This window comes from Aminobacterium colombiense DSM 12261 (assembly GCF_000025885.1).
Classification (GTDB): Bacteria; Synergistota; Synergistia; order Synergistales; family Aminobacteriaceae; genus Aminobacterium; species Aminobacterium colombiense.
The window spans coordinates 933348-958542 of sequence record NC_014011.1 but is presented as its reverse complement, the minus strand read 5'-3'; the positions used below and the strand labels follow the sequence as shown (position 1 = coordinate 958542).

At 43.1% G+C, this 25195-nt stretch carries 23 protein-coding genes and 1 pseudogene; 21 read left to right on the top strand and 3 right to left on the bottom strand.

Annotated features, from left to right (window positions below; genetic code table 11):
- The first annotated feature begins 69 nt into the window (after positions 1 to 69).
- From AMICO_RS04685 to sdaAA, 6 genes and pseudogenes are all read left to right on the top strand, one after another.
- Positions 70 to 1368: a TRAP transporter large permease gene (locus AMICO_RS04685; protein ID WP_013048310.1), complete on the top strand. Its 1299-nt coding sequence runs from the start codon at positions 70 to 72 to the stop codon at positions 1366 to 1368.
- A gap of 39 nt (positions 1369 to 1407) precedes the next feature.
- On the top strand, positions 1408 to 2706 hold the full coding sequence (locus AMICO_RS04680; RefSeq protein ID WP_013048309.1) for an L-cysteine desulfidase family protein: 1299 nt from the start codon (positions 1408 to 1410) through the stop codon (positions 2704 to 2706).
- 77 nt (positions 2707 to 2783) lie between these two features.
- Positions 2784 to 3161, top strand: a pseudogene (locus AMICO_RS10240) (Rid family detoxifying hydrolase).
- A 75-nt stretch (positions 3162 to 3236) separates the two neighbouring features.
- Positions 3237 to 4505 (top strand): aconitase X, encoded by a 1269-nt coding sequence (locus tag AMICO_RS04670; RefSeq protein ID WP_013048308.1) that lies wholly within the window; start codon positions 3237 to 3239, stop codon positions 4503 to 4505.
- A gap of 2 nt (positions 4506 to 4507) precedes the next feature.
- The gene (locus tag AMICO_RS04665; protein WP_013048307.1) at positions 4508 to 4921 is read left to right on the top strand and encodes an aconitase X swivel domain-containing protein; all 414 of its coding nucleotides are present in this window, start codon (positions 4508 to 4510) and stop codon (positions 4919 to 4921) included.
- Positions 4922 to 4957: 36 nt separating this feature from the next.
- Complete coding sequence (sdaAA, locus tag AMICO_RS04660; protein ID WP_013048306.1) at positions 4958 to 6508, top strand: L-serine ammonia-lyase, iron-sulfur-dependent, subunit alpha; 1551 nt, start codon at positions 4958 to 4960, stop codon at positions 6506 to 6508.
- 55 nt (positions 6509 to 6563) lie between these two features.
- Here the strand turns inward: sdaAA and AMICO_RS04655 are convergent, their stop codons facing one another.
- Positions 6564 to 7037 carry a pyridoxamine 5'-phosphate oxidase family protein gene (locus AMICO_RS04655; RefSeq protein ID WP_013048305.1) on the bottom strand — a complete coding sequence of 158 codons (474 nt, stop codon included), beginning with the start codon at positions 7035 to 7037 and terminating at the stop codon, positions 6564 to 6566.
- A gap of 161 nt (positions 7038 to 7198) precedes the next feature.
- On the opposite strand from AMICO_RS04655, the gene AMICO_RS04650 reads away from it, so the two are divergent.
- The 5 genes from AMICO_RS04650 (at position 7199) to AMICO_RS04630 (ending at position 12416) form a co-directional block, all read left to right on the top strand.
- Positions 7199 to 7528, top strand: coding sequence for a metallopeptidase family protein (locus AMICO_RS04650; RefSeq protein ID WP_013048304.1), 330 nt, complete (start codon positions 7199 to 7201; stop codon positions 7526 to 7528).
- A 136-nt stretch (positions 7529 to 7664) separates the two neighbouring features.
- The gene (locus AMICO_RS04645; RefSeq protein ID WP_052292802.1) at positions 7665 to 8678 is read left to right on the top strand and encodes an ABC transporter substrate-binding protein; all 1014 of its coding nucleotides are present in this window, start codon (positions 7665 to 7667) and stop codon (positions 8676 to 8678) included.
- A gap of 43 nt (positions 8679 to 8721) precedes the next feature.
- Positions 8722 to 10344, top strand: coding sequence for an ABC transporter permease (locus tag AMICO_RS04640; protein WP_052292838.1), 1623 nt, complete (start codon positions 8722 to 8724; stop codon positions 10342 to 10344).
- Positions 10345 to 10347: 3 nt separating this feature from the next.
- Positions 10348 to 11430: an ABC transporter ATP-binding protein gene (locus AMICO_RS04635; RefSeq protein WP_013048301.1), complete on the top strand. Its 1083-nt coding sequence runs from the start codon at positions 10348 to 10350 to the stop codon at positions 11428 to 11430.
- Between the two features lie 59 nt (positions 11431 to 11489).
- The gene (locus AMICO_RS04630) at positions 11490 to 12416 is read left to right on the top strand and encodes a DUF4236 domain-containing protein (RefSeq protein WP_013048300.1); all 927 of its coding nucleotides are present in this window, start codon (positions 11490 to 11492) and stop codon (positions 12414 to 12416) included.
- A 132-nt stretch (positions 12417 to 12548) separates the two neighbouring features.
- Here the strand turns inward: AMICO_RS04630 and AMICO_RS04625 are convergent, their stop codons facing one another.
- Positions 12549 to 14495, bottom strand: coding sequence for a DUF2207 domain-containing protein (locus tag AMICO_RS04625; RefSeq protein ID WP_013048299.1), 1947 nt, complete (start codon positions 14493 to 14495; stop codon positions 12549 to 12551).
- A gap of 26 nt (positions 14496 to 14521) precedes the next feature.
- Positions 14522 to 15073 carry a LemA family protein gene (locus AMICO_RS04620; RefSeq protein WP_013048298.1) on the bottom strand — a complete coding sequence of 184 codons (552 nt, stop codon included), beginning with the start codon at positions 15071 to 15073 and terminating at the stop codon, positions 14522 to 14524.
- Between the two features lie 208 nt (positions 15074 to 15281).
- Here AMICO_RS04620 and AMICO_RS09885 point away from each other — a divergent pair, with 208 nt between their 5' ends.
- The 10 genes from AMICO_RS09885 to yihA all read left to right on the top strand — a co-directional run bounded on the left by AMICO_RS09885 (position 15282) and on the right by yihA (position 25172).
- Positions 15282 to 16433 (top strand): DVU_1551 family NTP transferase, encoded by a 1152-nt coding sequence (locus AMICO_RS09885; RefSeq protein ID WP_013048297.1) that lies wholly within the window; start codon positions 15282 to 15284, stop codon positions 16431 to 16433.
- Complete coding sequence (locus AMICO_RS04600) at positions 16390 to 16737, top strand: 2Fe-2S iron-sulfur cluster-binding protein (RefSeq protein WP_041459338.1); 348 nt, start codon at positions 16390 to 16392, stop codon at positions 16735 to 16737. The genes AMICO_RS09885 and AMICO_RS04600 overlap by 44 nt, the downstream gene beginning before the upstream one ends.
- Positions 16734 to 18059, top strand: a complete 1326-nt coding sequence (locus AMICO_RS04595) for an amidohydrolase family protein (RefSeq protein WP_013048296.1) — start codon at positions 16734 to 16736, stop codon at positions 18057 to 18059. The genes AMICO_RS04600 and AMICO_RS04595 overlap by 4 nt, the downstream gene beginning before the upstream one ends.
- Positions 18060 to 18069: 10 nt before the next feature.
- Complete coding sequence (locus AMICO_RS10375; protein ID WP_273015488.1) at positions 18070 to 18201, top strand: hypothetical protein; 132 nt, start codon at positions 18070 to 18072, stop codon at positions 18199 to 18201.
- 197 nt (positions 18202 to 18398) lie between these two features.
- A complete protein-coding gene (locus tag AMICO_RS04590) occupies positions 18399 to 18602 on the top strand; it encodes a cold-shock protein (protein ID WP_013048294.1) in 204 nt (67 codons plus the stop codon).
- Between the two features lie 246 nt (positions 18603 to 18848).
- Complete coding sequence (tig, locus tag AMICO_RS04585; protein ID WP_013048293.1) at positions 18849 to 20219, top strand: trigger factor; 1371 nt, start codon at positions 18849 to 18851, stop codon at positions 20217 to 20219.
- A gap of 45 nt (positions 20220 to 20264) precedes the next feature.
- Positions 20265 to 20846 carry an ATP-dependent Clp endopeptidase proteolytic subunit ClpP gene (gene clpP / locus AMICO_RS04580; protein WP_013048292.1) on the top strand — a complete coding sequence of 194 codons (582 nt, stop codon included), beginning with the start codon at positions 20265 to 20267 and terminating at the stop codon, positions 20844 to 20846.
- A gap of 100 nt (positions 20847 to 20946) precedes the next feature.
- The gene (gene clpX, locus AMICO_RS04575; RefSeq protein WP_013048291.1) at positions 20947 to 22236 is read left to right on the top strand and encodes an ATP-dependent Clp protease ATP-binding subunit ClpX; all 1290 of its coding nucleotides are present in this window, start codon (positions 20947 to 20949) and stop codon (positions 22234 to 22236) included.
- Complete coding sequence (gene lon / locus AMICO_RS04570) at positions 22237 to 24576, top strand: endopeptidase La (protein WP_013048290.1); 2340 nt, start codon at positions 22237 to 22239, stop codon at positions 24574 to 24576.
- Between the two features lie 32 nt (positions 24577 to 24608).
- Complete coding sequence (yihA, locus tag AMICO_RS04565; RefSeq protein WP_244392457.1) at positions 24609 to 25172, top strand: ribosome biogenesis GTP-binding protein YihA/YsxC; 564 nt, start codon at positions 24609 to 24611, stop codon at positions 25170 to 25172.
- The last annotated feature ends 23 nt before the right edge of the window (positions 25173 to 25195 follow it).

Genomic DNA, 25195 nt, shown 5'->3' with positions numbered 1-25195 from the left:
TTAACACGTTCACGAAAGGGCAAAATTGAAACAACAGTACCTTTAACTGAATTTAAGGAGGCTGTTTTTATGTTACTCACGGCGATACTATTGCTTGTTATCACTCTGATAATAGGACTCCCAGTCCCCTTCGCCTTTTTTACATCAGCTCTATGGATTATTGCGGCAGGTTTTTATAATCCAGATTTTCTTTTTACTCATGGCTATAACTCCATTGGATCTATAGTTTTACTTGCCATACCATTATTTATTATGGCCGGAGGTCTTATGGAAAGAGGAAATATTGCGGAGAGTCTTATAAATCTGATTGATTTGTTTGTGGGAAGAATAAAAGGAGGGCTCGGAGCTGTAGCTGTTGTTGCTTGCGCAGTTTTTGGATCAATAACAGGGAGTTCTTCTGCAACATTAACTTGTATTGGTTCAATCATGTTTCCACGCCTAAAGGAAACGGGTTATCCGCTGGGATATACAGCTGCTTTGTTAGCTAGCGCTTCAGTCCTCGGGATTTTAATTCCTCCAAGCACTTTGATGATCCTTTTCTCCTGGGTTGGGGGGCAATCTGTTCTAGCCTGTTTTCTTGCCACCTTGATACCAGGAATAATTCTAACAACTATGATGGCTCTTTATAATATTTGGGTACTTAGGAATAATGACAACCTTGTAGTTTCAGAGAAACTCAACGCTGAACAATTCAAGAAGGCCTTTGCGCAAAGGACGTACCACGCATTTCCTGCTCTTTTAATGCCAATATTTATTCTTGGCGGTATATATGGCGGATTCGTTACTCCGACAGAAGCAGCCGCTGTGTCTGCTGTCTATGCTATTCCTATAGGCTTTTGGGTTTATAAAGGTCTAACTATGAAAAATTTCAAAGAAGTAATAGTGGAATCTGCAACTACTACCGGCGTAATTATGATCATGCTGTTTTCAGTAATGATGCTTAGCAGATTGTACATCATGGAAGATCTCCCGACGAAGATACTCAACCTTTTACAGAGTGTAACCTCTAGTAAGTTTGGCATTTTGTTAATGCTTAATATCTTTATGATAATCATGGGGATGCTCATGGATGACTGTAGTGCCACTATGCTTTGCACACCCATACTTCTCCCTATAGCAATCAAAGTAGGCGTTCATCCTATTCATTTTGCTGCTATTTTGGGTGTAAACATAGGCATGGGTAATATTACCCCACCCACAGCGCCTCTTTTATATCTTGCAGGGAGGCTTAACGGAGCTAGGGTAGATCAATCCTTAAAACCCACATTACAATTACTTCTTTTTTGTTGGCTACCGGCGCTTCTCTTGACAACCTACGTACCCTTTTTATCTTTGGCACTTCCTCGTCTGCTTCTAGGGATAAAATAAAAATGTTTTGCGGCGTATAGATTTAGCTTGGAGGGGAAAATGACATCGAAACTTTTACTGGAAATTTTAAAAGAACACACGTTTTTAACTGTAGGATGTACAGATCCAGTTGCTGTGGGACTGTCTGCTGCATTTGCTTATAAAGCTATAGGAGGCGAAATATTTAGTGTAGATGTCATCATGGATAAAAACATCTATAAAGATGCTATTTCCGTTGGCATTCCCGGGACAATGAAAACTGGGTTGGATCTAGCAGTATCACTTTCTGTTCTTTTTGGTAATCCTGAAAATGGTCTTCGCTTGCTGAAAGATGTAGACAAACAGTGTGTTGTGAAGGCCGAAAAGTTTCTCTCAAACCACAAAATTTCCTTTTCCCTTAACGAAGAAGTAGAGGGAATATACATTAAATCCATTGTGAAAACATCAAAAGGAATAGCCACTGCGTTGATACGCAATTCTCACGACAATATCGTTGAGATAACTGTAAACCAAAAAATTACTTATTCAAAAAGATACTCATCAGCACCAAAAGACTCCTTTAACAAACTGGGCTGCATAGCGAACCTTACAGTTGAGGATATTTTCAAATTTATAAAAGAAATTGATTCGAAGGAGATAGCTTTTTTAAATCAAGGCATTCAAACCAACCTAAAGGCTGCACAGATCGGCGAAAAAAAGCGAGTGGGATTAGGAGTGGGCAAGCTGTACCAGGAAATGATAGAGAAAAGGTATTTACCTGATGATGTTAGCAGTCGCGTCAAACAAAAAGTCGGTGCCGCAGCAGACGCAAGAATGTCGGGGATGAATGTTCCAATATACGGCTGCTTTGGTAGTGGAAACCATGGAATAACTCTTTTCATAACAATGGGAATGATGGCAGAGCACCTCAAAATTAGCAAAGAAGAAACTTCGAGGGCTTTGTCGATAGCTCTCCTCATTATAGGAGTTATTAAGACAAGGACAGGAATTTTGACACCCCATTGCGGATGTTCCGTTGCCGCAGGGGCAGGAGCTGCATCTGGCATTGCCTACATGCTTGGCGGAAAAGAAAAGGAAGTGGAAAATACGGTGCATCTTATGCTTGCAAATTTGACAGGGATGCTCTGTGACGGAGCAAAATATGGCTGCGCTTTAAAAATGGCAACTTCTGCTGGTGCCGCTATAGAATGTGCATATATGGCAATGCTGAATGCGAAAGTCCCTGGTAATAATGGCATAGTCGGTTGGAACATGAAACAAACTATGGATAATCTCAAAATCATAACAGAGTATGGCATGAAGAATATCGATAAATCCGTGCTAGCAATACTTTTAAAGTTGCCTTATTTTGAAAATTAAATATTTTAAACAAGACAAGCTGCGCATTAAGAACTTCCTTTTCAAAATTTGAACACAACTGTATAGGGGGAGTTCATATGAGAAAAGCAGTTATTACAAAAAATGCTCCTGCAGCTTCTGGTCCTTATTCCATTGGGGTAATGGCAGAAAATTTTCTTTTTGTTTCAGGACAAATCCCCATGAATCCTTCAGGAAAACTTGTAGACGGAGATATTTAGGCCCAGACCAGGCAGGTAATGGAAAATATTAAGGCTATTCTTGAGGACTCCGGCTATTCTAAGCAAGACTTCGTCAAAGCCTCAGTATACGCAACTAGCATCGAAGATTTTACCAAAATCAATGAGATCTGTTCAGAATACACTAACGAAGTTTTCCCTGCAAGAGTTTTTGTAGAGGTGTCTGCCCTTGCCCTTGGGTTTTCTGTAGAAATAGATGCCATTTTTTACAAGAAATAAAACTATTGCGAGTTTAGCCTATGATATGACCTATTGTTTGTTCATTGTGCTGAAATACAGAGGAGGTCACAATAATTGAACTTGACTGACAAAGAAAAACGGATGTTGGATGGGTCAGAAGGAATATTAAAGCAAAAGGCCATGGAGAATGTGGTGAAATATGCCCATGTACTTGGGGCAGAGAAACTTTGCATTGTTACAAAGGCCCATCTTTTCTGCGGTTCTCATTCGTATATGCGTGCAGTAAATTCGGATGATATAGATGAAATCATCTCGGAGATGCACTTCTGTTCCTCAAAAAAAGTTCTTTTGGATAGGGTTGAATGCTATGCGCAGGCAGATGTAGGTCCTATGTGTCCTTACAACTGGAAAAAGATGGGCGTTTCAGACGAAGAACATGAGAACAATATGAAATATCTTAAAAGATATCTTGATGCCGGCGTCCAGCTCGTGGGCTCGTGTGTTCCTTATATGTTGGGATTTATACCCCTTATGGGTGAACATTATGTGACTAGTGAATCTCACGCCGTCCTCATGATGAACTCCCTTTGGGGAGCTTGCGGACAAGCTGATGGCCTTGAAGCAGGATTTTGGTCTGCCGTATGTGGAAGAACTCCGCTATGGGGACTCCATATAATGGAAAACAGGAAAGGAACCCATGTCTTCGATATAGAATGTGCCACAGAAACAGTCTATGATTGGGATATACTGGGATACACTATAGGCCGAAAGACACCCACCCATTCCATACCAGTTCTCAGAAAGGGATTCCAGAGACCAGACATGACGAAGCTTAAATCTTCTTTTGCCTCTATGGCAACCACTGGAGGCCCTGAAATATGCCATATTGTGGGAGTAACACCTGAAGCAAGAACCCTTGAAGATGCCCTTGGAGGAAATGCGCCCTTGGATATTATTACGATAACAGAGCGAGACATTGAAGAATCCCTTAGCATGCTCTGTGAGACAGGCCGAGCAAAATTGGACTATATCAGTCTTGGCTGCCCTCATTACACCATAGAGCAAATGATGATTGCGGCAAACTTTCTAAAAGGGAAGAAGGTACATTCGAACACTGTTCTTCACATATGGACCGCTGCGCCTATAAAAGAAACGGCTGACCGGTGCGGATACACAGAGATCATTGAGAGAGCTGGGGGGATAGTCCTCACCAGCAGTTGTCCACTCACCAGTGAAAAGAAACCAGATGGTGCCGTTACTATGGCATTCGATTCAGGTAAACAGGCTCACTACATAAAGCCAGGAAGTGGTGCAAAGGTTTACTTTGGTTCAATGGAAGATTGCCTGAAGTCAGCTATCAGTGGTTACTGGGAGGGCAGATAGACATGGAAAAAATCATTATGCGAGGTAGAAGCGCCATAGGTGGAGTGGCAGAAGGCATAGCTATGGTAAGTAGGGAGACCATTCAGGGCTGGAGTGGGGTAGACGATAAAACAGGCATTGTTATAGAAAAAGGTCATCCTTTTGAGGGCATGAGCATTAAGGGAGCAGTACTTGTCCTTTCCGGGGGGAAGGGGTCGAATGGATGGTCATGTCATTTTCACGCAGCTCGCGTAGGAGGAATAGGGCCAGCAGCTTTGATATTCCCTAAAATGGATTCTCGCACAGGTGTTGCAGCTGTTGTTACAGGGGTACCTACAGTTACGGACCTGGAACAAGATCCTTTTGAAATAATTAGAACAGGGGATCTGGTTAGAGTCAACGGCGATAATGGAACTGTTGAAATTACCAGAAACTAAATTGCCTAATTTAATTAATTTATAGGGAGAAACGAAATGAAGCATAGCATTTTAAACGATGTTTTAGGTCCAGTAATGCGGGGCCCGTCCAGCTCTCATACTGCTGCATCCTACAGAATCGCAGCAATTGCACGATCTTTGTTAAAGAGCAGTTTAAAGGAGGTAATATTCACCTTCGACAGGGAGGGTTCCTATGGAGAAGTTTTTCGCCAGCAGGGAAGTGATCTTGCCTTTGCCGCAGGAGCATTAGGATGGGACATAACAGACTCCCGGTTTGAAGATGTTCTAGGGATTGCGCAAAGAAAAGGCAAATTAATTCTATTTCAGATAGATGATATTTCTGACTCAAATCATCCTAATGAAGTACTCGTTTCTATGGCGGGAACTGGAGGAGATAGTGTGGAACTTCTTGCCCGCTCTGTGGGTGGAGGAGCTATAGTCATAACAAAGATCGATGGTTGGCCAGTCTGGATAACAGGCGACTCGCATGACCTTTTCATCGTAACTAATTCTGAGGGAAAGGACTCCCTCCTTCTAAAGATTGAAGAACATAACCGAAATGAGCGTTCAGTTACCATTCATGAGAGAGATGGCCAATTTCTCATCCATATTGCCTATCTGCGTCGGCCAGTAAAGGAAATATTGAAGAACTTAGAGAGCATGACAGGAGTCCTATCTCTAAAGATATCCTGCCCCGTTGTTTATGCATGCCCAGGGGAACCGCTTTTCACCAGTGCAAAGGAGTTATTAAAAATCGTGGGTGAAAAGGGGAAAAGTCTCGCAGATGCCTCTCTTTCTTATGAATCGCAGATGCTCAAACTTCCGGAGGAAGAAATCTGGGCGGAGATGTCTAGCCGTTTAGAAATAATGGAAGAAGCAGCCAGGGCGGGAATAGAAGACCACCCCTTTGAAATGAAGCTTATTCGTCCTAGTGCAGGCAAAATCTATAAAGCGGAAATTGAAGGGAAACTTCCTATAGGGGGGCTTCATAGCCAAGCTATGGCGCGAGCATTGGGCGTAATGCATGTCAACGCATCAAAAGGAATAATTTGTGCAGCCCCTACAGCGGGGTCCAGCGGAGTAATACCTGGAGTAATCCTTACACTGGCAGAAAGATTTAGACTTTCCAGAGAAGAAAAGATAAGGGCGCTGTTTACAGCATCTGCAATAGGTCTCATCGTAGCCATACGTGCAACATTTTCAGCAGAAGTGGCTGGTTGCCAAGCAGAGATAGGTGTAGCTGGAGCTATGGCTAGCGCTGCGGTGGTAGAGGTTGCTGGTGGAAGTCCGGAACAGGCATTGGATGCGGCAAGTATTTTTTTACAGAATAGTCTTGGATCTATATGTGATCCCGTTCAGGGTTTTGTTGAAATCCCTTGTCATACCCGCAATGGGGTAGCAGCTTCATCTGCCTTCGTTTGCGCTGACATAGTTATGGGAGGATATTTTAATCCCCTTCCCTTTGATGAAGTCGTGGACGCTATGTATTCTGTTGGGAAATTACTGCCGCGAGAGCTGAGATGTACAGCTAAGGGAGGCCTTTCCATTTGCCCTAGTGGATGCGCTCTCCCTCTTCTCAGTAAATAATTTTACATCTCCTATTATCTTCTTGAAATAGCGGATCCCATTTGGGATCCGCTATTTATGCCTTTTCTTTTCTAGCCTTCCCAGTAATCCTTTCAACAGTAATGCCTATAACTTTTGTTTTATCGGAAGCTCGTTTTATATATTCCCTCCCTTCAGAGATATGCTCCGGTGAATATTTCCCAATGAGGGCAATCAGCGCGATTTCTTTTTCATCCCCTTTTACTTCTTTAGCCCTTCCAAAGGCTATGACACTCTCGTAGTTTGTAGTGAACTTTTCTGGCACTACTTCAGCTTTGCCCACCACACAAATTGAAACTTTATCGTTGTAAGCAATGTTTTCAAGTTTATGCCCTTCAATCGCACAGTGAAAATAAATGGAGTCATTTATAAAAACATAGTGGAGAGGTACTCCATAACAATATCCATCCCGTGAAAGAGTAGAAAGCACCATATAATTTCCCTCTTCAAGCAGTGCCAGAGCCTCTATATTAGAAAGTTCCCTGTCTTTACGTCTCATTTCTTTAAACATGGGGGCACATCCTCCTCTTTGTGATGAAGGAACACAAACTTTTTATCTAATGTTAAATTTGTAGAATATTAAGGGTAACTCTATCTTCCTAAAGTGGCATTGTCAAGATTAACGAGGGGATAGGATATAATTTTTAAAAATCCTTCTGGAGGCATTCAGACATGAATATTAATAAGTTTCGTGAAACGGCAAATAATATAATGGAAGGATTGCCAGAAGAGCTTTTTAAGCAACTTAACGGAGGAATCATTGTTCTTGACGAGAAAAAAGAAGATGGCGAGTGTCTAGTGATGGGAGAGTATGTGGAGGACCCATTCTTGGGGAAAACCATTCTACTTTATTACGGATCTTTTGTTGAGGATCTGGAAGACGCTTCGTTCAAGGAATGGGCAGAGGAGATAGAAGACACCATAATACATGAACTTCGTCACCATATAGAATCTCTGGCCGGTGTAGATTACCTTTCTGACGAGGAGAAGTTGGAACCCTAGGCATAAAAGAACAACTGGTATGCCTCACGATAGGACCACTTTGTTTTTTATTTAATGCAAATCTGGATATGGAGGGCTGTGTCAATAACAAGTATATTTATTTTAATAAATTTGCTAATGGGGAAGTGAGAGAAACATGAAAAAGTACACTTTTTGGGGTAGGATTGCTGCTTTTGCCATAGGAGGAATAATGATTTTCTCCGGCTTTGCCATGGCAGCTGAACAAGCTCTCAATGCCTATACCATATGGTCAGAGCGATATGCTAACGCAGTATTTAGCGCTTTTACAGAAGACACCGGAATTAAGGTGAACTGGATGCGATTTTCTTCTGGCGAAGTACAGGCCAGGCTAGAGGCTGAAAAGGGCAATCCTCAGGTGGACGTTGTTTTTGGCAACATGGCTGAAGCCTTCGTGAGCGGAACTCCCAAAGGTCTTTTCGAACCTTATATACCTCAGGGGGCCGAACCTATTCCCGCTAAATTTAAAGATCCTGACGGCTATTGGACAGGCGTTGCAATTGACCCTATATGTTTTATGTTCAATACAAAATTCCTGAAAGATCATGGCCTGGAAGCACCTGCTTCGTGGGAAGATCTTACCAATCCCGCCTATAAGAACCAACTGCAAATGGCCGATGCCAGAACATCTGGAACCGCCATGTACCGCATACTGAGCCTCATACAGGCCATGGGCGAGGATAAAGCATACGAATACCAGAAAAAGTTAAACGAAAATGTTCAGGTCTATACGAAAAGCGGCGCTGGCGGAGCTTTGCCAATAGGTAGGGGACAGGCAGCTGGAGGAATATTCTTTCTCGTAGACGCTTTGGAGATGCAGCAGAAAGGCTACGATGTAACTATCAGCTATCCAAAAGATGGGGTAGTTGCTGGCATCGAAGCTATGGCCCTGGTAAAGGGAGCTAAACAGCCGGAACTTGCGAAAAAGTTTCTTGATTGGGCCTCTACAGAAAGAATGCAGAGGATTTACGAAAAGAGTCAAATCAATCTGATTCCCAGCAATCCTGAAGTACAAATTTCTAATCCTGGTTTAGATATGTCAAAGGTGAATGTGCTGCCGCTAGATATTAAATGGGCCGGGGAAAACCGCGATCGGCTGGTGGAGCGCTGGGTCGATGAAGTTCTCAAATAACAATAAGCTTACGAAAAGGCTCGATCTCCCATTAACGCCTTTTATGATGGTGTTATGGGCCCTATTGGGCCTTTTTGTACTATATCCTCTGGCACGCCTCATGTACATGGTCTTTACCATCGATGGGGCTGCCAGCTTTACCAACTTTACACAGGTGTTTACAAACTGGTACAACCGCAAGGCTTTTTTTAACAGTCTTATTTTGGCAACTTCCGTAGCGGCAGGCGGAACCCTGGTAGGCTTCATTTTCGCCTTCGCGGAGACCAGGCTTTCTTTACCTGTTTTTATCAAGTGGTTTATTGGAGCTGTAGTTGTTCTGCCTTTTGTTTCCCCTCCTTTTACGAGCAGTATCGCTCTCACCCTGGTGCTGGGGCCGAATGGACTGCTGTTAAACTTTTTGGGCATACCGGATTTCAACATATATGGATTCTTGGGAACGTGGATAGCTGAAACGCTGACGTACTTTCCCGTAGCTTTCTTAACTCTGGCTGCCGTACTTAGGGCTATTGATCCTAATTTGGAGGATGCGGCTATGAGCATGGGCAGCTCACGGTGGCGAACATTTCGCACGGTTACTTTGCCTCTCAGTGCCCCAGGCCTGGCTAATGCCTTTTTACTTCTTTTTGGCAGCTCATTGGCAGATTTTGCCACCCCCCTCGTTATGGCTGGTCATACATTTCCTGTGCTGACCACGCAGGCATACCTTCAGATAACTGGAATGTATGACTTGCGTGGGGGAGCGGCTATTTCATTTGTATTGTTGATACCAGCAGTTTTGGTCTATCTTTTACAGCACTACTGGGTAGAACGCCGCAGTTACGTTACGGTAACTGGGAAGGTAGGAATTCGTACTACTCCCAAGGGAGCCAGTGGTTTTATTGAAATTCTTATTTTGGCTTTTATTTTTTTAGTAACGATCTTTATCATTTTTCTGTATTCCATTATATTTCTGGGTTCCTTAGTTAATGTCTGGGGTGTAGACAATAGTTTTACTCTTGAAAATTATGTTTATGTTTTTACTGTGGGGCTAAAGGCAGTTAAAGATACGGTTATCATTGCAATTGCTTCTACACTTGTTGGCAGCGTAATAGGCGTTGCTATAGGATATCTTGTGAGCCTGAAAGACCTTCCCTGGCGCAAGACTCTGGAGTTTACTTCGCTTCTAAACTACGTTTTACCAGGAACAGTGATCGGAATAGCTTATGTCATCGCCTTTAACTCTGGTCCAATTGTTTTAACAGGAACAATGTCTATTATTGTAGCCCTTTGCGTCTTTCGCTATGATGCCACTGGAATTCGAGCTACAATAGCATCGCTGCAACAAATTGATAAGTCTATGGAAGAAGCATCTCTTAGTCTTGGCGCATCCAGGCTGACGACCTTTTTTAGAGTCACTCTCCCGCTGATCATTCCTGCTGTCACAACAGGAATGCGCTATCTGTTTGTTGTTTCCATGACAGCGGTAAGTGCTACTATTTTTTTAGTATCTGTCCGCTGGAGCCTGTTGACCATTCGTATTCTGGAGTGTATTACTGAACTGCTCTTTGCACAAGCTGCAGCATTCTCTGTGGTTCTTGTGCTTATAGTTTTTATAGCTATCGGGATTATATCTGTTATGTTTCGTATAGCCTATCCTGATTATGTCTGCCAGACAAGGAGGCCATAGCGAATGTCTCTTTCTATTTCTCTCACCCATTTAACAAAGATATTCACCAAAGGAAAGGAATCTTTTAAAGCAGTAGATGATGTCCACCTCGACATAGATGCGGGCGAACTGATAACATTTCTGGGTCCTTCCGGTTGCGGCAAGACCACGATCCTCAGAATGATCGCCGGCTTTGAAAAACCTACTGAGGGGCAAGTGCTAATAGGAGGACGAGACATTACACATCTGGCAGTGAACAAAAGAGACATCGGCTTTGTTTTTCAAAACTACGCCCTTTTTCCCCACATGAGTATTTTTGACAATGTTGCCTACGGTCTGAAAGTGAGGGGACTTTCTCGCAAAGAAGCGGAGCTAAAGGTCAAAGAGGTCTTAAATCTGGTGGGATTAATTGGAGTAGATGAGCGCTTTCCTCACCAGCTTTCGGGGGGGGAACAGCAGCGTGTAGCTTTAGCGCGAGTTCTCGTTATTGACCCCAGGGTTCTTCTTATGGATGAGCCCCTTTCCAATCTGGATGCAAAACTAAGAATATATATGAGGGCAGAGATCCGGAAGATCCAGAAAAAACTTGGAATAACGTGTATCCATGTTACCCATGATCAGAAAGAGGCCCTTACCATAGCTGACCGGATTGTAGTTTTGAACAAAGGGAAAATAGAACAGGTCGCTGCTCCTTTTGAGCTATATGCCAATCCAGCCACCCTTTTTGTCGCCGATTTTATCGGCCAGGCCAATATTTTCAAAGGACAGGTTGAAGCCCTTTCAGAAGAAAAAATAGATGTTTTTATCTATAATCGCATCGTAACAGTTAACTACAAATCTAACTGTAGTTTTAAAATAGGAGATGAAGTGGCGCTCATCGTAAGACCCGAAGCTGTAAGCCTGGGACAGTCTGAAAAATCAATGCTGAGCGGGCAAGTTCTTAGCTCAGTTTTCGTAGGGGATAGGATAGAGTACAATATTGAGATTAAATCAGGTCAGCTTGTCCATGCCTTTGTACCCTATAGTCACGACAGCACTATTTTCCCAGAGGGAAGCAGAGTGGGGCTGCTTATCGACCCTGAAGATGTATTAGCCCTTCCACTTTAGCGAGGTTGAATGACTGGATGGGATGTGCTATGTTAAAAACATTAAAGGGAGGAGATGAAATGGGCTTCCGTTTTTTTAGACGTTTCAGGATTGCTCCTGGCATTGCCATTAATTTGAGCAAAACAGGAATTTCGGCCTCTTTAGGCCCCAAGGGGGCAAAAGTAACCCTTGGACGACGCGGCACTAGAACTACAATTGGGTTGCCCGGGACAGGGCTTTACTACACAACCTTACACTCAGGTAAAAAAAGAGCTTCACCAAAATCCAAAAAACCAGCAACACCTCAGTATGAATCTCTTACACGAGAAGAAATTATCAAAAAGAAGCTAACCCTCAATTTTTTAAGCAGGCTTTTTTTACCTAAATCAGAAGAAAACTTTGTTGACGGGCTAAAGGCCTTTTTGGAAAAAGATGAAAAGAGAGCTTTAGCTTGTTTTCAAAAGTCATTAAACCTTCCTGACTCAGCTTTTATGGCCGGCCTCATTCTCCTGAACAACGACAATCCCCAACAAGCCATTATTGCTTTTCACCACGTGCAGAACAAAATTGACCTTCTCGGATCTCTTTTTAAAAAAATTGGCATCTATATGTCCCTATACTTACCTTTAACAGAAGAGATGCAAGTGGAGATATGGCCCGATAATAGAGGTCTGTATCTTGCTTTAATAGAAGCCAAGCAACGACTGGCGAAGCATGACGAAGCCATCATGTTGTTGAGAAAAATCGTAGATGAATCCCCAAATGATATAGCCTTTCGTCTTTCATTAGCCGAATTGCTCGCAGATGCTTCTGAAAGAGAAGAAAAATCTCATGGTATTTATAAAGAAATTGTAGCCCTAAGCAATAATGTTGAGAACGAGACAGCCCTGCACAGTGCTTTGTTGTTTTACAGGGGGAAGGCCCTCTATTATCTTGGATACCATACTTTAGCACGTAACACTCTGACTACAGCCCTTGGACGAAAAAAAGGCAGGCCCAGAGAGTAGCTCACTGCGATAAGATATGAGCGTGCACGAGTATACGAGGCATTGGGACAAAAGAAAAGAGCCCAAAACGAATTCGAAATCGTAAATGAGGAACGCAAAGTTCTTGACCTTATCAATCGATAGAAAAAAGCATTACCAGCCCCCACCGCCCCCGCCACCCCCGCCGCCTCCGGAAAGGCCTCTGCCGCCACTCCCGCTTTTTGAGCCGGGAGCAACGGAAGCCGACGCTATGGATGAAGCAATGGAGGAAGCCATATTAGCCATTGCTCTGCCAGTGTAAAGGTCGGAGATATCTGTTCCCGTATACCACTCAGGGTGATAGTCGCTTTCTTGGAGAATACTATCGAATCGGTTCGCCCAGGTATCAGCTGTGTCAAGGGCAAAGGCGTAAGGGAGCAAGCGTTCGAATATTTCAGGTGTTTCCTGTGGAGGGTGGAACATTTCAAGACGATAACGCTCAGCAGTGCCCATATACATGGCAAGCCCGTCAACTTCCCCTAGAACGTCATTTCCTTTCTCTGAGCGAATTGTCATAAGCTTGCGAAAGAGGAGAATCATAACAACAGTCGCTAATATGGGAATAAGTATGTACCAACTCTTTTTGTTCAGCCCAAGAAAGAAAAATTGAGCGATGCCTGCAAAGAATAAGATTGGGAAGAGTGTGGCAAAGATTTTCTTCATGATTTGCCCTCTTTCCCTCCAAATATTCCAGACTGACAGAATAACAGACCCTACTATGGAAAATATAAACGTTCCTGCTACAGAAAAAACAGCCATTTCTGCCTGGCCGCCCCACCCAAGCAACAGATAAATAATGGCAGGAATAATAAATCCTGCCGCCCATGGTAAGGTATTCTTTGAAAAAAGAGGTTTGGCGGCCTGTCGATAGTATTTCAACAGTTTAGTTCTGGCTCTGCTGAGAATCTTATGGTTGTTCTGTCTGAGAAGGAGCTCGATTCTGCCTTCATCAAAAAGAGCGGAAATAAGAATGTCCTCTTCAATGGAGCGTTTTTTTCGGGAAAGCTGTTCCTGATTTAGCTTCAGCGAGTATCGTTTCCCAGCTAAAGAAGAAGAAAAAGATACGACTTTCTTCATCAAATCGCTGTTTCCTAAAAGGCCAAGTCGTTTTACCGATTCTTCGAAGGTCAATTCTTCTATCACTATAAAGCCCCTCACAGCAAGATTAAGTATTTCTGCCGTAAAACAGGCGTTATCCATGCCCAGACGTTTCACATATCTCATAAACCCTGGGCCAATCCCTTTGGTAGGTGTAAAAAGGGGGATGACTGGTTTTCGAGGAGGGTCATTTCCCCAACGATGCCACGCTGCAGCATAATATGCCAATAAAAGCAGGGGGGCGCCGATGAAAAACCAGATTCCATATCTATCAAAAAAAGTGTATCTCAAGAGGGGGTTAGGCGGGGTTACAATACCTTTCGGCCATGTATAGGCCACAGTCAGCCCTTCTCTGGGAGCAAGGCTTCTTGTTGTCTGCACCGATCCATCAGAAAGGAGCTGAGCATCTTTTCCCGTGGCCCCTTGATATCCCGTATAAATGTCCACTGATGAAAAAGACACCTTTTGGGGAAGGGAAATGGAAAATCGCACCTTTCGTATGGGGAAACCCCAATCATTACCGGTAACGTTCCAGTAAAGCTCATCATGTTTTTCATAGAAACCAACCTGACCAGTAGTTACATAGATAAGAGAGTAAGTTTGTTCTCCAAAGGGAACTCTTCTATTGGGATCGCCAAGATAAATACGAACGCCGTTAGAGCGGGATTCTGTTCTGTATGGAACTTTCTTGCCGTTAAGCAAAGCTCCTTTAACAAAAAAACCTACCCTAACGATTTTGCCAGAAGTATCTCTGTAGATCGTTGGGAAATCTCGGTAAATTCCCCGTTGAATTTGTTTTCCCTCTGCCCATACAGTGATATCCTCACGAACCTCGAGGGAGGCATCTACCTTGACAGTCGCATAAGAAGAAAACGATAGAATGACTTCCTCTGCTCCAGCAGAGTTTGTAAGAAAAATTAAAAACAAAAAGATGAGCAAAAAAAGCCGGTGAAAACTCTTCATGGCGAAGCCTCCCAGACCGCAAAGAATTAGAAGGACACCTTCGGTGTTGTTCGCTCTTCCTCAGCAGTTTCAAAATAATCCGCTTTCTCATAGCCAAATCTTTTTGCAACGAGCACAGCAGGAAAGGTTTCAATGGCAATGTTATAATCCCTTGCAGCCCCGTTATAATACCGGCGAGCCATTTGTATATCGTTTTCCAGGGAGGTTAACTGCTCCTGAAGCTGATGAAAGTTCGAGCTTGCCTGAAGGGCAGGGTAGTTCTCCGCTACTGCAAAGAGGGTTTTGAGGGCGCCGGTAAGCATGTTTTCCGACTCCGCCCGTTCGCTCACTGTATGTGCTCTAGTGATAGCCGCCCGCGCTTCTGTAACCCGTTCAAAAACCTCTTTCTCATGAGTTGCGTATCCTTTTACTGTTTCCACGAGGTTAGGGATGAGATCAAACCGCCTCTTAAGCTGCACATCAATGCCGCTCCACGCCTCATTCTTCAAGTTAGACATTCGTACAAGTCTGTTGTATATGGAAACTACCCAAAAAACGATAAGAGCGACGAGAAGAAGAATCGAAAGTATTACCACCATGTGTATTCCCCCCCTTGATACTTAACTTAAGAAATATAGACCTTTTGACCATTCTACATCAAAAGAGCTCATTAACGTCTGATGAGATTACATGTAAAATTTTAATCATTTTTTCGTAATATGCTGGGAATAATTAAAAGTTTCTATTGTCTTCACTATATGGACTCCGTATAATGATAAATAAATCATAACCTTCCAGGAGGGATGCATGTCTAACACAACCCCTGAATTTGCAGCTGTTATATTGGCAGCAGGCGCATCTACCCGCATGAAGCAATGTAAACCTCTGCTCACTATAGAAAAGCAAAACATGCTAAGCCGCCTTGTAACAACATATAGAGTTGCCCGTGTTTTTCGTGTTTTCGTTGTAACGGGCGCCTATCGAGAACATGTTGAAAGAGAATGCTCACGACTTGCCTGCTCTGTAGTCTATAATGAAGACTATGAAAAAGGCATGTACAGCTCGGTGCTGAAGGGCATCCGATCCCTGCCTTCTGACATTACAGCCTTTTTTCTACACCCTTCAGATATTCCCCTGGTACGCCCAAGCACCATTCGTTTTCTTTGTGAACACTGGAAAGATTCTTTAAGCGTTCTTTCCCCAGTTTTAAAGGGGGAAAAGGGACACCCGCCTCTTATATCAGCAAAATTAGTGCCTTCTATTCTGGCGTGGTCTGGATATAGGGGCTTAGCGGGGCTCTTGCAACAGTATGCTGATTCTTTTATGCAAATCAACATTCCAGACCACTTTATCCATCTTGACATAGATACTCCTGACGATTATCGAAAAGCACAACGGGCATGGAGCGCACGTAATATCCCTACACTAGAGGAATGCGAAGAACTTTTTCGTCTGGCGCAGACACCTCAGAAGATCATAGAACATTGCCGCGTTGTGGAACAGATGGCTCGCCATATTGCCCTCTCTATTTCTTCTTTTCAGCCCTGCCGCTTTTTATTAGCAGAAAGAGCCGCCCTTTTACACGATATCTGCCGTGAATCCCCCAAGCATGATATTGTTGGCAGCGCTTTTCTTGCGAATTTTGGATTCGATGAAGTAGCAGAGATCGTTAAGCACCATATGGACCTTCCTGAAGAAGCATCTCTAGAAGCCAAGATTGTCTACCTTGCAGACAAAATAGTTAAAGATTTTAATGTGGTTTCCCTTCAGGATAGAATTGAGGAGACGACTCAAAAATTTAAGGGTGGGAAAGCTGAAAGACAGGGATTGGCACGTCTTCGCAAAGCCTTGGACATTCAAAGAGAATTCGAAAACTTGACAGAAGGTGGCCTCGAGTTAGGGGAGGGGAGTAGCAATGAACGGGACCTTCGTCATAAATGGGAAAAAGAGAGAACTTAATTTTACAGATGAAACGATCCTTCTTGATCTTTTAAGGTCAGCAAAACACACTGAAGTTCACTGTGGCTGCAGTGAGAGCAGCTGTGTCTGCTGCACTGTTCTTCTTAACGGACGCCCTGTAAGTTCATGTGATGTAGATGGTCCGTATAGGGCAAAATCTGCAGCCGAAATAGGGATCAATGGCACGGCACCTGCCATTGCTAACGCCATATACGATGCAGTCGGAGTCAGGCTTTATGATCTTCCTTTTACCCCTGAAAAAGTTTTAGTCGCACTAAAAAGGCATAAGAGGGTGATTTTATGATGAAGAAACAGATCATAGCCAACGGCCCTCTTACAGACGGTGATATTTTTTATCCCTCCGGGGCTCTTCTCATAGTGAATGGCAAAATAGCAGAGGTTGCAACATGTGAATCCATGAGGCGCAAATGGCCCGATACCCCCGTAATAGACGTTGAAGGACGACTTATCGTCCCAGGAATGACCAACTTTCATCATCACCTTTACTCGTCACTTGCCGTTGGATTACGCCCTCGTGGAGAAACTACGTCTTTTCTGGGAATCCTGGAAAATCTGTGGTGGCCCCTTGATTATCTACTTGACGAGGAGTCTATTTATTTTTCAGCGTTATACGGTATTTTGCGTTCAATACAATGCGGTATTACAACAATCTTTGACCACCATGCGTCTTTGGGACACATTAGAGGAAGTCTCAGTTTAATTGGCCGCGCTTTTAGAGAGGCTGGAATTAGGGGGGTACTCTCTTTCGAGATTTCGGACAGGGCCGGGAAAAACACCATAGACCAGCAACTTGAAGAGAATATATCTTTTTGGGAAAGCCATCAGAGGGATCCATTTCTCCATGGAATGTTAGGCCTTCATGCGAATTTTACCCTTTCTGAAGATACTCTTAGAAAGGTAAAGGAGGCAAAACCCCGCAATCTTCACATTCATATTCATTGCGGAGAAGGGGAAGAGGACCTTGCCTATTGTCAGCAGTTAGGATATAGGGGACCAATCCATCGTCTTGCATCCTTTAATCTTTTGAGCCGGGATTCTCTTCTCATCCACTGCATCCATTTAACAGAGGATGATTATGCTATTCTGAAAAACATTTCTCCGTGGGTGGTTACGAATCCTGATTCTAATGAAAACAACAGAGTGGGAGAAATGAACCGCCAACGGATTACAAAATTTGTCATAGGAACAGACGGCATGTCACCAGATATTTTGGCTTCTTTGCGAAACTATGCCATTACAGCAAAGGACGCACCAGAGCCTTTTGAGCGCCTTGAAAGGACCTTCTGGGGCTGGTCCCGCCTCGTTAAAAGAAATACGTGGGGCTTCCAGGGAGTGTTTGCTCATGACGAGCCGGCCGACATCACCGTTCTCAACTACAAGCCTGTAACACCCATCCATGAATCCAACATTATGGGGCATCTTATTCATGGTGCTCAACGAAGTCATGCTTATTTAACCATGTGCAATGGAAATATATTATGGAAGGACGGGTCATTCTCTTCTCTTAACGAGGGGCTCATTTTTAACAATGTACGCCTGGTTGCTGAAAAACTCCATAAGCGTTTTTCCTCCGCAAAAAGGGAGGGATTCCCGTGGTGGAAGTAAAAAGAACTATATGCGACGTTCTTTTACAAACTTCGTTCCTATGGCAGCAGAAAGCATGTCTGCTTTTTTTGAACGGTTGCACGCTGTTGAAAAGTTCATTGAAGGCCAGATCTTGTCTTTAAAGCAGGAGAAGAAGCCATGAAGAACATCAATCCACGCAAATCTTCAGCCTTCAAAAAAGAAATTGCACAAAAACTGCTGGAGCGTTTTCTTAACAACGTTAATATTCCATAAAAACTGTATTTACGAATACTTGACAGTCATTTGTAAATACTTTATTGTAACGGTGCTGATAGGCGCCATCAGTAATACAAGCTTAAAATTTTAGGAGGCAGTATTTTGACAACTCAGGGAACAGTCAAATGGTTTAATGCGTCAAAAGGGTATGGCTTCATCACTACCGACGAAGGCAAAGACATTTTTGTTCATTTCAGCGCAATTCAGACCGAAGGCTTCAAAACCCTCGAGGAAGGCCAAAGGGTCTCTTTTGAGATCGTAGAGGGGCCTAAAGGCGAGCAAGCGGCTAACGTAGAAAAAATCTAGTTTATTTATCCAGCATTCTTCTATTTCGATGGGAATAAAGGCAGCACTTTAACCCGTGCTGCCTTTTTATTTTTGTTATAAAATTTTTAGCTATATCTTTACAATTCGTAAAGGAAACATGTACAATGCATAGCGGTTTAAAAAGGCAGACCTGAAAATTTCTTTGGGTCTGCCCTTCTAAGTTTGTACTTTTTAATGTGCTATACTACGGCATGTCGTCTGCCAGTTGAAAGGGGTTGCTAAAGTATGAGATCCGAGCTTGTATCTCAGGAAAAGAATTTCGTCACTATAAAGGTAGAGTTAGAGGTCACAGAATTTCAAAAAAGCATAAATATGACTGTTCGTGAACTGACCCAGAAAATAAATGTTCCAGGCTTCCGAAAGGGGAAAGTCCCTCGTAATATTTTGGAGATGAGAGTTGGAAAAGAGGGTATCCTTATAGAAGCCCTTGAATCTATTATGCCTGATACCATTGACCAGATCGTTAAAGATTATGAATTAGACCTTATCGACCAGCCAGAAATGGAAATAGAAAAGCTCGAAGAGGGAAAGGATGTTCTTCTCACTTTGACTTTTGAGGTTGCGCCTGAAGTTAAACTGCCTGAGCTTGAAACCATTGAGATAGAAAAATTAAAGGTTAACGTCACTGACGAAATGGTGGATGAAGCAATCAAGAACATGCAGAAACAAAATGCGGAACACGAAAAAGTTGACCGGGCCGTAGAAGATGACGATGTTGTGGAAATAGAATACGTTACAAACGTTCTTGACGAAGAAGGGGAAATTATAAAATCCCATGAACCGGCAACAGTCAATGTAGATCTTGGCCTTCAGGATTTGAGACCTGGAATTAAAGAGGCACTAAAAGGGCATGTCGCCAACGAAAAAGTTGAAGCAACTGTTCAGGTAGAAGAGGACTATGCTGATCCAGAGGTTGCGGGAAGAGAGATTCGGTACGATATGTCTATCAAAGAAATAAAGGTAAAGAAATTACCGCCATTGGAAGCGGCTTTCTTTGAAAAGACCTTAGGGCATTCTGTAGACAGTGAAGAAGCTTTTCGTGAAGAGGTAAAGAATCGCCTGGTGGACCGCATGACCCAAGAAAGCGATACCATGGCTGAAAATGCAGCTGTTGCAAAAGTGGCAGATAAAACGGAAGTTGAGCTTCCAGAAACTTTGATTAATCGACAGATTGAGCATATTAAAAAGGAAGACACTGAAAATGCGCAAAAAAGATTTAACAAGACCATGGAAGAAATTTTAGCAGAATCTGGAATGGAACTGGAAGATTATGAAAGCAGAGTTAAAGACCAGGCAGAGCGGGCAGTTCGTCAGTATCTTGTTCTCGATGCTCTTTCAGAATCCTTTGATATTTCCATTGAAAAAGAGGACTTTGAATCTGAAGTAGAACCCCTTGCAACAGCGTATAATATAAGCACCGATACTTTGTTGAGATCAGTATTTAAAGATCAGAACAGAGTTATGGAAATGGGGAGCCGGATCCGTTACAAAAAGACAACGAAAGAGCTTTTGAGCAAAGTTTCCATTAAAGAAGTGGAAAAATTTTCGTCCTTGGAAAAAAACACTGAAGAGGACATCGCAGAACAGGCCGAATAGAACGATCTGTCTTTGAAGTATTAGTAAGATAGGTGGTGAAAATACATGCTTATACCTATGGTTATAGAACAGTCTGGAAGAGGGGAGCGGGCGTATGATATTTACAGCCGTCTTCTAAAAGATAGGATTATCTTTTTGGGACAAGAAATTGATGATCCCATAGCAAACACTGTTGTTGCCCAGCTTCTTTTTCTTGAAAGCGAAGACCCAGATAAAGATATACATCTTTATATCAACAGCCCTGGAGGAGTGATTTCTTCTGGACTTGCTATCTACGACACGATGCAATATATCAAAAGTCCTGTATCCACGATCTGCATTGGACAGGCAGCAAGCATGGCTGCTGTACTTCTCGCAGGAGGTGCGCCTGGTAAACGGATCGCTCTGCCTAACGCAAGAGTTATGATCCATCAGCCCCTTGGAGGCGCTCATGGACAAGCGACAGATATTGAAATTCATGCAAAAGAAATTCTCAAGATTAGAGAAAAGATCAATGATATACTTGTCAAACACACGGGGCAAACTCGAAAAAGAATTAAGGCTGATACGGACAGAGACTTTTACATGTCAGCTGCAGAAGCGCTTGAATACAGCATCATCGATAAGGTCATCGAATCTAGAGTTTAGATTTTCCCAGAGTTTCTGCCTGCGGATTTCGACAAGGGAGCCCGTGTATTGGTGCTCCCTTCTTTCTGTTTCACGCCCCCGGCTTTAAGGAGGTTTGTGTATGTTTAAATTTGAAGACAAAGGTAAAGGGGAAAATAAAGGCACCCTGCGTTGTTCTTTTTGCGGGAAGGAACAAAATGAGGTAAGAAAACTTATCGCTGGGCCAGGTGTCTACATTTGCGATGAGTGCATCCACTTGTGCAATCTAATTCTAAATGATGAAGTTGGCGGCGACTCTGTCAAGGGAAGCGACGTTTTCAACGTGTCCTTAAAAGACACTCCTAAACCCGCTGAGGTTAAGAAGTTTCTCGACCAGTACGTTATTGGACAGGAAGACGCAAAAAAAATCCTTTCCGTAGCCGTATACAATCATTTTAAGCGAATTAGCACCATGAGCGAAGAGAATGATGACATTGAGCTGCAAAAGAGCAATGTCTTACTTATAGGGCCAACAGGTTCTGGCAAAACCCTTTTAGCACAAAGCCTAGCCAAAAAATTGAATGTTCCCTTTGCCATGGCCGACGCTACAACCCTTACTGAAGCCGGATACGTGGGTGAAGACGTAGAAAATATTCTTGTTCGCCTTTTGCAGGCCGCAGACTATGATATTCAAGCGGCGGAGCGAGGAATTATCTACATAGATGAGCTTGATAAGATAACACGAAAGTCTGAGTCTGCTTCGATAACACGAGACGTTTCTGGAGAAGGGGTACAACAGGCATTGTTAAAGATTCTGGAAGGGACACTTTCCAATGTTCCTCCTAAGGGCGGACGAAAACATCCATACCAGGACTTCATACAGATGGATACGTCTAATATCCTTTTTATCTGCGGCGGGGCCTTTGCAGGAATTGAAGAGGTTATAGGGCGAAGAGTCAATAAGAAGATGATTGGTTTTGGCGGGGATATTCTCAGCGTGAAAGAGCACCGAAACTATGAGCTAATGCGTCAGGTGCAGCCTGAAGACCTTATGGCTTTTGGATTTATCCCCGAACTCATAGGACGTCTTCCCGTTGTTGTTCCGCTCGAAGAATTAGATGATGATGCCCTGGCTCGTATTCTTGTGGAGCCCAAGAATGCTCTGATCCGGCAATATCAAAAAACCTTTGAAATAGAGGGTGTGAAACTTTTCTTCGAACAGGACGCTATCAAGGCCATAGCGAAAGAGGCGCGCAAGAAAAACACCGGCGCACGTGGCCTAAGATCCATCATGGAATATCTCATGCTTGATCTTATGTATGAAATACCTTCACGCTCCAATGAAGTGGAGAAGATTATTATTACAAAAGAAGTGGTCGAAAAAGGAGCTTCTCCCATAATAAAAATTAAGGGGCAAGAGGAGGTAGCATAAGTGACAATAACGGAATCGGTACAGGCAGAACGATGTTATATTCTGCCTGTACGTGATCTTGTTCTTTTCCCAGGGGTCATAGTCCCTCTATATATAGGAAGACCCCGCTCATTAAAAACGATTGAAAAAGCAAGTATTGAAGATAAACCCCTTTTTGTTGTAGCTCAAAAAGATTTAACAACAGAAGAACCTATGTCTGAAGATATCTACACCATAGGAACACTATGCAAAGTGCTTCAAATGATTCGCATCCCCGATGGCACAGTAAAAATTCTTGTAGAAGGAAAACAGCGGGGGCGTATCAGGGAATTTTTTGAAGACGAAGAAACCTTTCAGGGTAATATTGCAATCGTGCAGTGGGTTTCAGCACTTCCAGAAAACATGGAAGCGCTGAAACGGAGTGTTCTTGAGCTTTTCGAAAAGTACGTGTCAATAAATGCAAAAATTCCAAAAGAGGTTATCGTTTCACTTGCAAACATTGAGCACCCCTGCGATATTGCAGATGTGGTTGCGTCTCATTTGAAAATAAAAACAGAAAAGAAACAAAAACTATTGAGTATCACTAATCCAGAAAAATATATTAAGCTTCTCATCAAAATTTTGATGGAAGAAATAGAGCTGATGGAGCTAGAGCAATCGATACAGGAACAAGTACGTCAAAAAATGGAAAAGGGGCACCGTGAATATTACCTTAGAGAGCAACTGAAAATCATTCAAACGGAACTGGGAGAAGAGGATTTTTCATCAGAAACAGAAAATCTTCTTAAAAAAATAGCAGAATCTGAGATGCCGGAAGAAGTCTGCAAGAAAGCCCGTATTGAAGTTGACAGGCTCTCAAAAATGCCTCCTATTTCTTCTGAAGCCAGTGTATTACGTACCTACCTGGATTGGCTTCTGGCATTACCTTGGAATACCTATACAGAAGAAAACCTGGATATTACAAAGGCACAAAGAATACTCGATGAAGATCATTATGGCCTTGTAAAGGTTAAAGAACGCATTCTTGAGTTTTTGGCGGTTCGTCAATTGGCAGGAAAAGAGGCGAAAGGACAGGTTCTCTGTTTTGTAGGACCTCCTGGAGTAGGAAAAACTTCTCTCGCGCAATCCATAGCGCGGGCCCTTGGACGCCGCTTTGTTAACTTTTCTCTTGGCGGAGTACGGGATGAAGCGGAAATACGCGGTCATCGCCGAACCTACGTGGGAGCTCAACCAGGGCGAATCATACAGAAAATGAGACAAGCTGGCACTAAAAATCCTATTATGCTAATGGATGAGATCGATAAGATCGGACAGGATTTTAGAGGCGATCCCGCATCAGCTCTTTTAGAGGTTCTTGATCCGGCGCAAAATAGCAATTTTACTGATCATTATATCGAATCGGCATTTGACCTGAGCAATGTAATTTTTATCACTACTGCCAATGTAACCCATACTATCCCTGCACCATTGCTGGACAGAATGGAAGTTATCCGATTGCCGGGGTATGTTGCCGAAGAAAAAATTCACATAGCGAAGAAGCATCTGCTGCCTAAGCTGTTCAAAGAACATGGATTGACAGACAAAATGATAAGCATTACTTCGAAAACAGTGGAGAAAACTATTAGGGATTACACGCGGGAAGCAGGAGTTCGCAATCTTCAAAGGAGCCTGGCCACTCTCTGTAGAAAGGTAACGCTTAAAATAGTAAGAGAGGGAAAAGACTCTACCCTTAAAAAGATTACAATAGGGGTAAAAGACCTGAAGGATTATTTGGGAGCGCCACGGCTCTACGATGTGCAGCTTCCTCAAAACAAACAAAAAGGCACGGTTGTGGGTCTTGCATGGACTGAAAGCGGCGGAGATGTCCTCGTTATCGAAGCCGTTGCCATGTCTGGAAAGGGCGATATTATACTCACTGGCAATTTGGGGAATATTATGCAGGAATCAGCTCAGACGGCTCTTGGCTTTCTGCGAGCCCGTAGCGCCGAACTAGGTCTGGACCACATAAACTGGAAAAACCAGGATATACATATTCATGTTCCAGAGGGAGCAATTCCAAAAGATGGGCCATCTGCAGGCATAACCATGGCTGTAGTCATGCTTTCAGCTTTGAGCAGCAGACAGGTGCTTCCAGGGATAGCAATGACGGGTGAAATCTCTCTTCAGGGAAAAGTTCTGCCGGTAGGGGGCATTCGAGAAAAGATTCTGGCTGCAAAACGTCAAAAAATTAGCAACATTATTATTCCTGGCGCCAACCGCATAGATGTAGAGGAAATGGAGCAGTGGGTCACTAAGGGGCTCTCCTTCTATTTTGTTGACAATGTGTCAGAAGTTTTTGACATAGCTCTGGAGCGGAGGTAGAAATGGCTCAGCGCTGGAAAGCACAGCTCGCAATGACTGCATTTAAAGAAGACCAGTTTCCACCCCAGACTCTTCCTGAGGTGGCTTTTGTGGGGCGTTCGAATGTAGGCAAATCAATGTTGCTTAATGCCCTTATGGAACGGAAATTAGCTCATGTCGGTTCTACGCCAGGAAAAACCAGAAGTGTCAACTTCTACAAAATAGAAGCGGAAGTTGACTTTTTTCTAGTGGATCTTCCAGGCTATGGATACGCAGCCCGAGGCTTCAAAGAAAAAGAAAAATGGGCAAAGCTAATTGAACAATACATTACACAAAGAGAAACATTGCAGCTTCTTGTTCATTTGGTAGATTTTCGCCACGGTTTGCTGAAAAACGATCAAGAGCTGCAAGAATGGATTTCTCAAATAGGCATTCCATCCCTTGTTGTATTTACAAAAGCCGACAAGATTTCGAAGGGGCGACATAAGGGGATGCTGCATTCTTATATCAGGAAGGGACTCAAATCCATAGAAGTTCCCTTTATAGTTTCAGCTCAGGACAAGTCAGGAGTAGGAGAATTCCGTCAATTTCTGACACAATATCTTAATAGAGGGTAAATACTTGATTTTAATTTTCAGAT

Excerpts from the sequence above, each read along its gene's own strand:
- AMICO_RS04685 (WP_013048310.1), top strand. The coding sequence starts at position 70 with ATGTTACTCACGGCGATACTATTGCTTGTTATCACTCTGATAATAGGA.
- AMICO_RS04680 (WP_013048309.1), top strand. The coding sequence starts at position 1,408 with ATGACATCGAAACTTTTACTGGAAATTTTAAAAGAACACACGTTTTTA.
- AMICO_RS04665 (WP_013048307.1), top strand. The coding sequence starts at position 4,508 with ATGGAAAAAATCATTATGCGAGGTAGAAGCGCCATAGGTGGAGTGGCA.
- sdaAA (WP_013048306.1), top strand. The coding sequence starts at position 4,958 with ATGAAGCATAGCATTTTAAACGATGTTTTAGGTCCAGTAATGCGGGGC.
- AMICO_RS04655 (WP_013048305.1), bottom strand. The coding sequence starts at position 7,037 with ATGTTTAAAGAAATGAGACGTAAAGACAGGGAACTTTCTAATATAGAG.
- AMICO_RS04650 (WP_013048304.1), top strand. The coding sequence starts at position 7,199 with ATGAATATTAATAAGTTTCGTGAAACGGCAAATAATATAATGGAAGGA.
- AMICO_RS04645 (WP_052292802.1), top strand. The coding sequence starts at position 7,665 with ATGAAAAAGTACACTTTTTGGGGTAGGATTGCTGCTTTTGCCATAGGA.
- AMICO_RS04640 (WP_052292838.1), top strand. The coding sequence starts at position 8,722 with ATGATGGTGTTATGGGCCCTATTGGGCCTTTTTGTACTATATCCTCTG.
- AMICO_RS04635 (WP_013048301.1), top strand. The coding sequence starts at position 10,348 with ATGTCTCTTTCTATTTCTCTCACCCATTTAACAAAGATATTCACCAAA.
- AMICO_RS04630 (WP_013048300.1), top strand. The coding sequence starts at position 11,490 with ATGGGCTTCCGTTTTTTTAGACGTTTCAGGATTGCTCCTGGCATTGCC.
- AMICO_RS04625 (WP_013048299.1), bottom strand. The coding sequence starts at position 14,495 with ATGAAGAGTTTTCACCGGCTTTTTTTGCTCATCTTTTTGTTTTTAATT.
- AMICO_RS04620 (WP_013048298.1), bottom strand. The coding sequence starts at position 15,073 with ATGGTGGTAATACTTTCGATTCTTCTTCTCGTCGCTCTTATCGTTTTT.
- AMICO_RS09885 (WP_013048297.1), top strand. The coding sequence starts at position 15,282 with ATGTCTAACACAACCCCTGAATTTGCAGCTGTTATATTGGCAGCAGGC.
- AMICO_RS04600 (WP_041459338.1), top strand. The coding sequence starts at position 16,390 with ATGAACGGGACCTTCGTCATAAATGGGAAAAAGAGAGAACTTAATTTT.
- AMICO_RS04595 (WP_013048296.1), top strand. The coding sequence starts at position 16,734 with ATGATGAAGAAACAGATCATAGCCAACGGCCCTCTTACAGACGGTGAT.
- AMICO_RS10375 (WP_273015488.1), top strand. The coding sequence starts at position 18,070 with ATGCGACGTTCTTTTACAAACTTCGTTCCTATGGCAGCAGAAAGCATG.
- tig (WP_013048293.1), top strand. The coding sequence starts at position 18,849 with ATGAGATCCGAGCTTGTATCTCAGGAAAAGAATTTCGTCACTATAAAG.
- clpP (WP_013048292.1), top strand. The coding sequence starts at position 20,265 with ATGCTTATACCTATGGTTATAGAACAGTCTGGAAGAGGGGAGCGGGCG.
- clpX (WP_013048291.1), top strand. The coding sequence starts at position 20,947 with ATGTTTAAATTTGAAGACAAAGGTAAAGGGGAAAATAAAGGCACCCTG.
- yihA (WP_244392457.1), top strand. The coding sequence starts at position 24,609 with ATGACTGCATTTAAAGAAGACCAGTTTCCACCCCAGACTCTTCCTGAG.